General features: G+C 70.0%; 13 protein-coding genes. 7 read left to right on the top strand and 6 right to left on the bottom strand.

Annotated features, from left to right (window positions below):
• Positions 1-48: 48 nt before the first annotated feature.
• Both APY03_RS14420 and APY03_RS14415 read right to left on the bottom strand, forming a co-directional pair.
• Positions 49-438 carry a dihydroneopterin aldolase gene (locus APY03_RS14420; protein ID WP_068677868.1) on the bottom strand — a complete coding sequence of 130 codons (390 nt, stop codon included), beginning with the start codon at positions 436-438 and terminating at the stop codon, positions 49-51.
• Positions 435-1,226 (bottom strand): SDR family oxidoreductase, encoded by a 792-nt coding sequence (locus APY03_RS14415; protein ID WP_068677867.1) that lies wholly within the window; start codon positions 1,224-1,226, stop codon positions 435-437. Before APY03_RS14415 ends, APY03_RS14420 begins: the two co-directional genes overlap by 4 nt.
• A 20-nt stretch (positions 1,227-1,246) precedes the next feature.
• Here APY03_RS14415 and APY03_RS14410 point away from each other — a divergent pair, with 20 nt between their 5' ends.
• The gene (locus APY03_RS14410; RefSeq protein WP_068677866.1) at positions 1,247-2,344 is read left to right on the top strand and encodes a class I SAM-dependent methyltransferase; all 1,098 of its coding nucleotides are present in this window, start codon (positions 1,247-1,249) and stop codon (positions 2,342-2,344) included.
• Positions 2,345-2,379: 35 nt separating this feature from the next.
• The gene (locus APY03_RS14405; protein ID WP_232081226.1) at positions 2,380-3,756 is read left to right on the top strand and encodes a hypothetical protein; all 1,377 of its coding nucleotides are present in this window, start codon (positions 2,380-2,382) and stop codon (positions 3,754-3,756) included.
• Positions 3,757-3,796: 40 nt separating this feature from the next.
• On the opposite strand, the gene APY03_RS14400 is transcribed toward APY03_RS14405, so the two are convergent.
• Positions 3,797-4,930: an AI-2E family transporter gene (locus APY03_RS14400; RefSeq protein WP_083944354.1), complete on the bottom strand. Its 1,134-nt coding sequence runs from the start codon at positions 4,928-4,930 to the stop codon at positions 3,797-3,799.
• A 14-nt stretch (positions 4,931-4,944) separates the two neighbouring features.
• The gene (locus tag APY03_RS14395) at positions 4,945-5,307 is read right to left on the bottom strand and encodes a DUF5329 family protein (RefSeq protein ID WP_232324264.1); all 363 of its coding nucleotides are present in this window, start codon (positions 5,305-5,307) and stop codon (positions 4,945-4,947) included.
• 157 nt (positions 5,308-5,464) lie between these two features.
• On the opposite strand from APY03_RS14395, the gene hisN reads away from it, so the two are divergent.
• The 4 genes from hisN (at position 5,465) to APY03_RS14375 (ending at position 8,509) form a co-directional block, all read left to right on the top strand.
• The gene (gene hisN / locus APY03_RS14390) at positions 5,465-6,247 is read left to right on the top strand and encodes a histidinol-phosphatase (protein ID WP_068677864.1); all 783 of its coding nucleotides are present in this window, start codon (positions 5,465-5,467) and stop codon (positions 6,245-6,247) included.
• Positions 6,248-6,410: 163 nt separating this feature from the next.
• Positions 6,411-7,319, top strand: a complete 909-nt coding sequence (locus APY03_RS14385; protein ID WP_068677863.1) for a helix-turn-helix transcriptional regulator — start codon at positions 6,411-6,413, stop codon at positions 7,317-7,319.
• 64 nt (positions 7,320-7,383) lie between these two features.
• On the top strand, positions 7,384-7,578 hold the full coding sequence (locus APY03_RS14380; RefSeq protein WP_068677862.1) for a DUF2905 domain-containing protein: 195 nt from the start codon (positions 7,384-7,386) through the stop codon (positions 7,576-7,578).
• 4 nt (positions 7,579-7,582) lie between these two features.
• A complete protein-coding gene (locus tag APY03_RS14375; protein ID WP_068677861.1) occupies positions 7,583-8,509 on the top strand; it encodes an ROK family protein in 927 nt (308 codons plus the stop codon).
• Here APY03_RS14375 and APY03_RS14370 read toward each other — a convergent pair.
• Positions 8,482-10,044: an aminotransferase-like domain-containing protein gene (locus APY03_RS14370; RefSeq protein ID WP_068677860.1), complete on the bottom strand. Its 1,563-nt coding sequence runs from the start codon at positions 10,042-10,044 to the stop codon at positions 8,482-8,484. The genes APY03_RS14375 and APY03_RS14370 overlap by 28 nt on opposite strands.
• 175 nt (positions 10,045-10,219) lie before the next feature.
• Here APY03_RS14370 and APY03_RS14365 point away from each other — a divergent pair, with 175 nt between their 5' ends.
• The gene (locus tag APY03_RS14365; protein WP_068677895.1) at positions 10,220-10,537 is read left to right on the top strand and encodes a hypothetical protein; all 318 of its coding nucleotides are present in this window, start codon (positions 10,220-10,222) and stop codon (positions 10,535-10,537) included.
• On the opposite strand, the gene APY03_RS14360 is transcribed toward APY03_RS14365, so the two are convergent.
• On the bottom strand, positions 10,534-11,561 hold a 1,028-nt coding region (locus APY03_RS14360), incomplete at its 5' end, for an alpha,alpha-trehalose-phosphate synthase (UDP-forming) (RefSeq protein ID WP_232324263.1). The two genes, APY03_RS14365 and APY03_RS14360, sit on opposite strands and share 4 nt — an antisense overlap.

Genomic DNA, 11,561 nt, shown 5'->3' with positions numbered 1-11,561 from the left:
AGGGGGTGGGCGGCTACACGAAGTGAGCCAACCTGGGGGGCGAGCCATTCACTTGCTCCTGAAAACTTCGACCCCGACCGCCGCGCAATCGGGATACACATCGGGCTTGGCGGTCGACACACGTGCCGCCTGCACCTTGGGATGCATGAGCACCTGCGTGAGGATGTCGTCGCACAGCGTTTCCTGCAAGTGGATGTGCCCCTTCGAGAGGCGCGTGGCGACGGTCCGGCGGATGAAGTCGTAGTCGACCACCTCGTCGAGCTCGTCGGCCTTGGGGGTCGAGACGTCCAGCGGCACGTAGAGGTCGACGTTGATCACCACGCGCTGCTCGGCCCGCTTCTCGAACTCGTGCACGCCGATGTTGATCCACACCTCGTAGTCGCGCAGGAAGAGGCGGCGGCAGCTGCTCAGCAGCGGGTCGATCGAGGCAGGACTCATGATTTGGGTGCTTTCAGCAGCTCGTCGACGACGAACATGATGTCGCGCGGCAGCGGCACCAGGTGCTGGCCGTTGTCCACGCTGAGGGTGCTGCCGGTCACGCTGGGCGTGCCGGCGAGGAAGACGCAGGTTCGCGCGACGTCGGCCGGATCGATGGGCCGGCGCAGCAGGTTGGCGCGCGCTGCCTGCTGGAAGTTGCCCTCGTCCTGCGGCCCGCTGCGGTAGAGGATGCCCGGCGCAACCCCGCACACGCGCACCGCCGGCGCCAGCGACTGCGCCTGCAACGCCACCGAACGCTCCAGCGCCAGCTTGGATACGGTGTAGGAGAAGTAGTCGGGATTCAGGTTGTGGACCTTCTGGTCGAGGATGTGGATCGCGCAGCGGTCGATGCCGTCGCCCGCGGCCGCGCGCTGCGCCAGCAGTCGCGCGAAGTCCAGCGGTGCGATCAGGTTCACGGCGATCTGGCGCAGGGCACTTTCCTCGTCGAAGTCCAGGCCGGTGTCGGGCTCGAAGGCCGAGGCGTTGTTGACGATGCAGCCGACAGGGCCCTCGATGCCTTCGAGCAAGGCGCGCCGCCCCGCGGCGCTGCCGATGTCGGCCTCGATCGCCGTGGCCCGGTGGCCTTCGCCGCGCAGCCGGGCGCACAGCGCCTCGGCCTCTTCGCGCGAGGCGCGGTATTGGCACCACACCGGCCAGCCCGCGCGCGCGAAGGCTTCGCAGACCGCGGCGCCGAGCCGCTTGCCGCCGCCGGTCACGAGCACGCCGGGACGTGGGGTGGATTCGCGCATGCTGATAGATTTCCTGTCTTATGAACGAGGAGCCGGGCGCCGCGCGCGCCAACCCCCTGACCCGGATTATCGACGCCGCCCTGCAGCGCGACGGCGGCTGGCTGTCCTTCGACCGCTTCATGGCCCTCGCCTTGTATGCCCCGGGCCTGGGCTACTACGCCAACGCGAGCCGCAAGTTCGGGCGCATGCCCGATTCGGGCAGCGACTTCGTCACCGCGCCCGAACTCACGCCCCTGTTCGGGCGGACCCTGGCGCTGCAGTTGGCCGAGGCGCTGGAGCGCACCGGCACCGACGAGATCTGGGAGTTCGGCGCCGGCTCGGGCGCCCTGGCGGTGCAACTGCTCGGGGCCCTGGGCGAGCGCGTCGCGCGCTACCGCATCGTCGACCTGTCCGGCACCTTGCGCGAGCGCCAGCAGCAGGCGCTCGCGCCCTGGGCCGCCAAGGTCGAATGGCTCTCGGAGCTGCCGGCGCGGATGCGTGGCGTGGTGGTGGGCAACGAAGTGCTCGACGCGATGCCGGTCCAGTTGCTGGCGCGCCGCGGCGGGGCGTGGTTCGAGCGCGGCGTGATCGCGCAGGACGCTGGTTTTGCCTGGGACGACCGCCCGACCGAACTTCGTCCGCCGGTGGAGATCGCCGGCGCGCACGACTACCTGACCGAGATCCACCCGCAGGCCCGTGCCTTCATCGCCACGCTGGCCGAGCGCCTCGAACAGGGCGCCGCCTTCTTCATCGACTACGGCTTTCCCGAAGCCGAGTACTACCACCCGCAACGCCACATGGGCACCGTGATGTGTCACCGCGGGCACCTGGCCGACGCCGATCCGCTGGCCGATGTCGGCCTGAAGGACATCACGGCCCACGTCGATTTCACCGGGATCGCGCTGGCCGGCCAGGATGCGGGCCTGGCGGTGCTGGGCTACACCAGCCAGGCGAGATTCCTGTTGAACGCCGGCATCCTGGCCATGATGGAACAGGCCTCGCTCCCGGAGCGCACGCTGGCGGCGCGGCTGATCCACGAGCACGAGATGGGCGAGCTGTTCAAGGTGATCGGATTCGCCGCCGGCGCGGCCTGGGAGGCGGTCGGCTTCGCCGAAGGCGACCGCAGTCATACGCTGTGATGCAGAACAGGCGGGTACCAGAGGCCCGAGCGCGATTGCAGCACCCCGAGACCCTCCTCCTGGCCGCCGTGCGCGCCGCGCCGCGCAGGTTCCGCATGCCGCCGTTGCCGGCCGACGCCGACGCGGCCGCGTCGATCGGGGTGGACGCCGCACTTGCCTTCGCGCTCGAAGCCGCGCGCGCCGTGCAGGAACACGGATCGACGATGCCCGCTCGCGTGGAGGATTTCTTTGCGCATGCCCTTGCCGGGCTCATCCGCAGAGCGGTCGCATCCGAGGGCGGCGATCCGGCATTCCAGGCACTCGTGCTCCAGGCGCAGAGCGTGGAAGTTCGCGAGCATGTGCGGTTGACTGCGCAGCTCGCGAGCGACCGTCGTGCGGTGCGTGCCATCACGGATGCCATCGGACATCCCGGCAAGCTGCGCGACATGCCCGCCGGCGCGACGCGGGATGCGCTGGCCCGCTTGCGTCGTCTCGCGGCTGAGGATGCCTGGACAGAGCTTGCTGCGGCGATAGGGCAGCCGCTCGCGCAGGACATCAACACCACGGCAGGGCAGCAGGTGCCTTCGCTGCTGGAGGGGCTCCGATCGAGCCCGGCGCTGCAGCGTCTTGCGCATGGCAGCGCATTGCTGCGCAATGAAGCCGTGCAACATTACCTGCGGCTGAGCGAACGCAGGGGGCCGCTGGCAGGCACCGATGCCGCGGCCGCGTCGGGGCGCGCGTCGGCCCGGCTTGGCGAGCAGGCCGAGCACGCCACCGGGCAGGCCCTGGGCGCCATCGCCGAGCTGCTGAACCGGCACCGCGAACCCGGCGCCGCCTATCGCGTCGTGCGAAGCCTTCGCCCGCCGCGAGGATTCCCCGGGGAGACGAACAAGGCGAAGGACGAATGGGACGCGGCGATCGTGCGAAGTGGCCAGGACGGCGGCGCCGACGAGATCGTTCTTCTTGCCGAGATCAAGGCATCTCCCGCGGCCGCCACGTCCGACTTCCCGCGACTCCTGCGCGGCTTGCGGCGACTCGCGCATGCCGACCCCGGCCAGACCTATGCCTTTGCTTCGGCAACCGGCCAGGCGCAGGTCGCGGGCACGTCGCTTCGCCGGCTCCAGCCCCACGGCCATTCGCTGCCGCCCCACGTGATCTATTGCTGTTCCGCACCGGCCGAATCGCATCCGCCATTCTTGAGTGCAGCGACAAAGGCGGTCCTGCTCGGCGAGCCTGCCAGCCTGGCATCCGCGTGCCGGCTCGCTCGCGGCGAGGCGCCGCCGGATTCGGATCTCCTTGCGGTGTGGCACGCGCTGCCGAAAGAGCCTCGCTTGCGCTCGGCGCTTTACCAGTACGAAACCGCGAAGCGGGTGCGGGAGGCCATGGTGCATCCGCTCGACCTGCTGTCTGCCATGGGCGACGGGCCTGCCTAGATGCGTTGCCTCGGCCCCTCGAGCCGAGCGCGAGAAGGATTCACGAATCGGCGGGCGCGTCAGCGGCCTGGCCGGCCGCTGTCCGCTCTCGCCAGATCTCCACCGCGGCGATCGCGACCGCAAGCACGAGGGGACCCAGAACGAGGCCGGACGCACCGAACGAGAGCAGGCCGCCGACGATTGCAATGAAGACGAGCAAGGTATGCAAGCGCAGCTTGCTGCCGACGAAGATGGGATACAGCAGGTTGTCGATGAGTGCAACCACGACCGAACCCCACACGGTCAGGATCAGCGCCTTCTCCCAGCTGCCTTCCATCACCAGCAGGACAGCGGCAGGAATCCAGACGATCGCCGCCCCCAGCAGGGGCAGCACCGACAGCAAGCACATCACCGCGCCCCACAGCAAGGGCGCCGGCAGGCCCAGCCACCAGAACATGAGACCGCCCAGCACGCCTTGAATGGTTGCCACGAGCAGTGTTCCGAAAACGCTGGCCCGCACGACCTCCTCGATCCGATTCGACAGCCGGTCCGCCTCGCTCGTCGTCAGCGGCAGGATCCAATGCAGGTAGCGCAGGGCCTGATCGCGATCGCGCAGCAAATAGAACAAGGCGAAAAAGGTGATCATCAGCTGCATCCCGGCCCAGAACGAACCGGTCACCAGGCCCGAGACACCCGGCGCCAGCTGCTTCGTCAGTTCGTCGGAAGAGGGCGCATGCCTTGACACGAAGGAGGCGACCGGGGCAAGGGATGGATTGCTGCGAATCGCCTTGTCGACCCTGCTGCGGACGGATTCCGAACGCAAGTTCTCCCAGCCATCCTTCACCTTGCCCGCGAGGGTCGGCGCGGTGGCCGCGATCGGCACTGCAATGAACATGACCATGACGGCAGTAGCCAGGGCTGCGCTCGCGTTGCGATTGCGAATGCGCTTCGTCAACCTGCGGTGCAAGCGGGAGCCGAGGATGGCCAGCGCAAGCGCCCAGGCCAGCGCCGGCACGAAGGGCTGAATGATTCGCCAGCACAGGTAGAACACCAACGCAGTCATCACCACCAGCACCAGCGCCGAGGTGCGCGGCCGCGTGAACCAGCCGGCCGACTCGCCTTGCTCTTCGCCACCGGCCGCATCCCTCGGATGTGCACCTTCGTTCGGATGAAAATTGCCGCCAGGCAGCTTCATGCTGTGCCTCGCGATCAACGGCCGGGCAGGGGTTGTGCGGTCGGTGTCCGCGACGGGCCCTGCTGCCGCATCGCGTGCAGCTCCTGCATCAGGAAGTCGCGCGCCTCCCGCGCCTTGCCGTCCGCGAGCTTGATCATGTAGGGCTTGCCCGTGACTTCGGAACGCGAGGCGCAGCGCTCGATGAAGTCTTCCGCCGTCACGATCTCTTTGCGGAAATGCTTGTACTTGGCCTGCATGTGATCGGCCGCCTCGGCGGCGTCGTGCGGCTCGTCGTTGCGCACGAACTGCATTGTGGTCATGCCCTGGACGCGCGCGATCAGGGCCATGATCAACTTGTGTTCCTGCTCCGAGGGCGTGGCGGCGGCCAGCGGCGCCATGGTGGCAAGCAGGGCGAGGGCTGCGATGCGAATGCACCGGCGACGATCGGGCATGTGGGCCTCTTGTTCGAGCTGTTTGAAGGCCATGCTCGCCCAGCCCGGGCAGCATGTCAAACCGCCGTCTCGGGTCTAATCGGCTTCTTTGGCCCGTTCCCCCATGAGTTCCACCGTCTCGCCACAGGATGCCCTGCGCATCGCCAACGCCCTCGCAGACGCCGCCGCTGCCCATTCGCTGCGCCTGTTCCGCACGCCGCTGGAGGTGATCGCGAAGGCCGACGAAAGCCCGGTCACGATGGCGGACCGCGCAGCCGAAGCGGCGATGCGCGAGATCCTGGGTGCGCAGCGGCCGGCCGACGGCATCTTCGGCGAGGAACACGGCCTGGAGCGCGTGGACGCCGCCGACGTCTGGGTGCTCGACCCGATCGACGGCACGCGCAGCTTCATCACCGGCTCGCCGCTCTGGGGGACGCTGATCGGGCTCGTGCGCGGCGGCCGCGTCGAACTGGGCATGGTCGACATGCCAGTGCTGGGCGAGCGCTGGGTCGGGCAGGCCGGGCTCGGTGCGCAGCGCAACGGCCAGCCGGTGCGCGTGAGCGCCTGCGGCAGCGTCGAGGCGGCGCGCATCTTCACCACCTCGCCGGACATCTTCGCGCCCGCCGACTGGGAGGCCTTCGACCGGCTGAGCCGGCGCTGCGCGATGCGCCGCTTCGGCGGCGACTGCTACAGCTACGCCCAGCTGGCCGGCGGCAGCATCGACCTGGTCGTGGAGACCGGCCTGCAGCCCTACGACTACCTGGCGCCCGCCGGCCTGATCGAGGCCGCGGGCGGCGTGATCACCGACTGGGAGGGCCGGCCACTGGGCCTGGCCTCGAACGGACGCGTCGTCGCCGCGGCCACGCCCGCGCTGCACCGCGAAGCCCTGGCGATCCTGAACGCCTAGGTTTCTGCCGCGCAGACTCCCAGGGCCGTGCAAGGGACAGATGTCCCGCTCGCGCGCCGCGCCGAGGGCTCCCGACCGCGGAAAACGGGACAGGCGCCCCGGGACGGCGCGCACCCGGCCAAGAACAATCGATGCGCACCTTCATGTTTCATGGGAGTCCTCGATGTCCATTCACGCGATCCATGCCGCGCCCGCCAAGCGCTTCCACGTTGCGCATGCCTGCGCCGCTGCCGGGCTGCCTGGGCGGCACGTGGCCTCGCTGGGCCTGGTCGACGTCGAGGCGCTCGGAGGCGGCGTGCACCGGGGGTTGCCGCATGAGCTCTTCATGGTCACGGCCTACTGCGACGAGCGGCTGGACTGCCGCAGCGCCGGCGATGGCGGCGCGCTGCGCGTGATGGTCTCGGGCTTGCGCACGCGCCCCGTCGACTTCCAGACGCAAGGCCGTGGCCAGATGGCGGTCGCGATGCTCACGCCGCTGGGTCTGCTGCGCGCCTTCGGCCGGCCTTGGGACAGCCTGCGCAACGAACGCTTGCCGCTGCGCCAGATCGTTCCCGCATACCAGGAGGCGATCCTGCATGGCGCGCTGGTCGATGCGGCGGCAGGCCCGGAGCGCTGCACCGTCTTCGGGCGCTGGCTCGAGACCCGCATCGGCGAGCGCCGCCCGCTGGGCTGGCAGGCCGAGCGCGTGGCGGCGGCGGCGATGTCGCTGCTCGAGGCGCCCGGCCTGTCGGTCGACGAGCTCGCCTGCCAGCATCGGGTGAGCCGGCGTCAGCTCGAGCGTGACTTCCGCCACTGGCTGGGCCTCGCGCCCGCCGGCTATGCGCGGCTGGTGCGCTTCCAGCGCGCTGCCTGCGCCATCGCCGAGGGCGTGCCGCTGGCCCATGTGGCGGCGGAGCAGGGCTATGCCGACCAGGCCCACATGACCCGCGCCTTTTCCGAGGCCGCGGGCGTCACGCCGCGCCAGCTGCGCGAGGGCGGCGGCCCCGCCAGCGCACTGCGGGCGGCCTTCGCGCAGCGCATGATCATGCTGCCCGCCGGCGGCGAGCCCGAGGCGCTGCGGCTGGCGGCCTGAGCGGCGCATGGCGCGCCCGCGCGACTAAGCGCACGACCGCGAGCGCGGGCGCTAGACTGTCTCCATGATTCGCTGGCTGATCGTCGTCGTGCTCGCGCTGCTGTTGATGAGCGGCCTGACGCAATGGCTGCGGCGCTTCGGCTTCGGGCGCCTGCCCGGCGACTTCGAGTTTCGCGCCTTCGGGCGCGAGTGGCAGCTGCCGATCGGGAGCACCGTGGTGCTCAGCATGATCGCGGCATTGATTGCACGATGGATCTGACCCCATGAGAGCCTGCGTCGATATCGGCGGAACCAAGGTGGCCGTGAGTCTGTCGCCCGACAGCAGCTCGCCGCTGGTCGGCCGCCGCAGCGAGCCGACCGCCAAGACCGGCAGCAACGATGCGGTGGCGCTGCAGATCCTGCGGCTCATCGACGAGATCTGCGCCGGGCAGGGCATCGCCCCCGCCTCGATCGACCGCGTGGGCGTCTCCTCGGCAGGCCCCTTCGTGCTGCGCGACGGCCAGGTCGAGCTCGCCACCCCCAACATCTGCGGCGGCATCGCGGGCCCGGCGCGCGGCCTGCCCAACGACTGGATGACGGCTGTGCTGGAGGCGCCGCTGCGGCGGCGCTTCGGCCAGGTGCGCGTGGAGAACGACGCGGTGGCCGCGCTCGAGGCCGAGCGCACCTGGGGCGCGCTGCAGGGCATGGACCACTGCGCCTATGTCACCTGGAGCACCGGCGTCGGCGTGGGCCTCTGCGTGGACGGCCGCATCCTGCACGGCAAGAACGGCAATGCAGGGCACGCGGGCCACAGCTTCGTGGCCGACGACGACAGCGGCGCGCTGTGCGGCTGCGGCAACGTCGGGGACGTCGAGGCCCTGGTCGCCGGCAACTCCATCGCCCGCCGCTTCGGCCAGCCGCCGGCGGATCTGTTCGCCGCTGCCGCGGCCGGCGAGCCGCGGGCGCTGGCCACCGCCGAGGCGCTGTGCCGGGTGATGGGCCGCATGCTCTACAACCTGATCGCCACGCTCGATCTCCAGCGCATCAGCCTGGGCGGCAGCGTGTTCTGGCACAACCGCGATTTCCTGCTGCCGCGCCTGCAGGCCGAGATCGACGGCAAGCTGGTCGCACTGACCCGCGATGCGGTGCTGGTGCCCGCCGGGCTGGGTGACAAGGTCGGCGACTACGCCGCCCTCGCGTTGCTCGATTGAAGAAGCATCCCGCCCGACACTTGGGTGCGCTGCCCGGTGATCCTGCGGTCCTCCGGCGCCGATGCCGGGCCTGCAGACGCCGGCGCCCTTGCGGCGCCCGGGCCCAGCGCAGTGGCGATGGCGCCCAGGCGCCGCAGCGCTGCATCGACCGCCTCGCCATAAGGCCAGCCGCAGTTGATGCGCAGGTAGTGGTCGAAGCGCGAGGAGTTCGAGAACAGGGTGCCCGGCGCCACCACGATGCGCTCGGCAAGGGCCGCTTCGAAGACCCGCATCGATGACAGTCTTTCCGGCAGCTCCACCCACAGCTGCAGCCCGCCCGGCGGCAGGTTGATGCGCGTGCCCGGCGGAAAGCAGCCGGCGATCGTGTCGGCGGTCTGCTCGCGCTGCGTCTTCAGGCATTGGCGCAGGTGGCGCAGGTGGCGGTCGTAGCCGCCGCTGGCCATGAACTCGCCGGCCGCAGCCTGCGCGAGCGCCTCGTTGTTGCGCGTCTGCGCGAACTTGAGCATCTCCACCCGCGCCTGCCAGCGACCGGCCGCGATCCAGCCCAGCCGCAGGCCGGGCGCGAGGATCTTGTGCAGCGAGGCGCAGTGGATCACGTTGCCGGCGCCGTCGAAGGACTTGAGCGCGCGTGGCTGGACCGGCGCATCGAGCAGTTCGCTGTAGGTGTCGTCCTCGATGAGCGGGAGGGCATGCTGCTCGCAAAGCTGCGCAAGCCGCGCCTTGTGGGCATCGGGCATCACGCTGCCGAGCGGGTTCTGCAGGTGCGGCACCACCACCACGGCCTTGATGTTGTCGTAGGTTCGGATGGCGAGGTCAAGGGCCTCGATCGAGAGGCCGGTCTGCGGGCTGGTCGGGATCTCCAGCGCCTGCAGTCCCAGGCTCTCGAGCACCTGCAGCAGGCCGTAGAAGGTGGGCGACTCCACCGCCACCGTGTCGCCCGGCTGCGCAACCGCGCGCAGCGCGAGGTTCAGCGCTTCGATGCAGCCGTTGGTGACCAGGATCTCTTCGGGCGAGATCGCCATGCCTACGCGCAGGCTGCGCTGCGCGAGCACTTCGCGAAACGGGGGGTGCCCCTTCAGCGGCGCGGCAACCGCCAGCATGCCGGGGCGCTGGCGCAGCAGGCGCGTCATCGCGTTGCGCAGCGCCTCGGCGGGGTAGAGCTGCGGCGCGCCGCGCGCGATGGAGAGGTCGAGCTTCTCGGGCACCTGCCGGCGTCGCGCCACGAAGTCCGAGACCTTGGCGTGGATGCCCACGTACTGCGCCGGGTCGGGCGCCCGGTCGGCCGCCGGCTCGTCCATCGGCGCCATCGCGAGGCGTCGCGGCCGGCGCACGAAATAGCCGGAGCGCTCGCGCGCCTCGACCCAGCCTTCGCTTTCCATCGAGCGGCACAGCTGCAGCGCGGTCGACAGGCTGATGCCGTGCCGGCGCATCAGGTGGCGCAGCGAGGGCAGCTTGTCGCCCGGCTTGAGCGAGCCGGCCCGGATCGCGTCGAGGTAGTGCGCGGCCAGCTGGCGATAGAGCGGGATGGAGTCCATGGGGCGATGCTGCGGGAAGGACCGTGGCGGGAACAGATGCAGAAAGCAGCGAAAACCACCATAACAGATGCGGTGTGTGGGTGGCTGTTCCGGCTTCGATCGTCCCCGGCTGTGCCTGTTTTTCGAGCGGCTTGCTGCCTACGATTCAAGCATCCACCGCCCGCCGAGGTTCACCATGATTCACACGGATTTCTCTTCCGCCACGATGCTCCTGCCCGGGCAGTCGCTGCGTGTCGCCCTCGATGCCGGCACCGCGCTGATGGTGCTGGAAGGTCGCGTGCGGGTCATCTCGCCGCCGTCATGGGTCGGCGAGACCGCGTTTTCCGTGAAGAACGTGTTCGAGGAAGGCGAGGCCCATGTCGCCGAGCGCGGGGGCTGGGTCGAGGTCGATGCGCTCGCACCGGCACTGATTTGCGGCCTGCCGCAGCCGGCGTCGGGCACGGCGCTGCGCCCTTCGCCGGTGACGCGGCTGCTGCGCCTGCTGCTCGCCTAGCGCACGCTCTCCGCCTCGCGCAGAGCGTCGAGGAAGGTTCGCCGCCACCAGTGCACGTCCTGCGCGCGGATGCGCGACAGCAGCTTCTGGTGGCGCTCCCGGCGCTCCTCCAGCGGCATCTGCAGCGCCTGCTGCACGGTCTCGGCGGTGCCGTGGGTGTCGTAGGGATTGACCAGCAGCGCTTCCTTCAACTGCTCGGCGGCCCCGGCGAAGCGCGACAGCACCAGCACGCCCGGATCGGCCGGGTCCTGCGCCGCGATGTATTCCTTGGCCACGAGGTTCATGCCGTCGCGCAGCGGCGTCACCAGCCCGACCGCCGCGGCCCGGCACAGGCCCGGCACGCGCTTGCGCGCCACCATGCGGTGGATGTAGCGCACCGGCATCCAGTCGAGCTCGCCGTAGTCGCCGTTGATGGCGCCGCACAGCGCCTCGAGCTCGCGCCGGATGTCGGCGTAGGCGTCGACCGTCTCGCGGGTGGGCGAGGCGATCTGGATCAGCGTCGCGCTGCGGCGGTTCTCGGGGTAGTTGGCCAGCAGCTCGCGGAAGGAGCGCACGCGGTTGGGGATGCCCTTGGAATAGTCGAGCCGGTCGATGCCCAGCAGCAGCCGCCGGCTGGAATACTCGCGCCGCATCGTCTCGAACATGTCGCGCGACTCCTTGCCGTGGGTGAGCGCGGCGAATTCGTCGACGTCGATGCCGATCGGGAAGGCGCCGCAGCGCACCGTCTGGCCGTAGGCGCGGTACAGGTCGCGGCCGAGGGACTCGCCATTGGCCTCGTTGCGCACGTACTGCTCGAAGTGCTGCACGTCCTGCTGCGCCTGGAAGCCGATCAGGTCGTAGGCGAACAGCGAGCGCATCAGCCATTCGTGCTGCGGGATCGCGGCCATGATGATGTGCGGCGGCAGCGGGATGTGCAGGAAGAAGCCGATGCGCTGGCGGCAGCCCATGCCGCGCAGCTCGGCCGCCAGCGGTATCAGGTGGTAGTCGTGGATCCAGATGATGTCGTCGCTCTTCAGGAGCGGCA

It is taken from the genome of Variovorax sp. WDL1 (assembly GCF_001541225.1).
Classification (GTDB): domain Bacteria; phylum Pseudomonadota; class Gammaproteobacteria; order Burkholderiales; family Burkholderiaceae_C; genus Variovorax.
The sequence above is the reverse complement of the archived record's forward strand: the minus strand, read 5'-3'. Positions and strand labels throughout refer to the sequence as shown.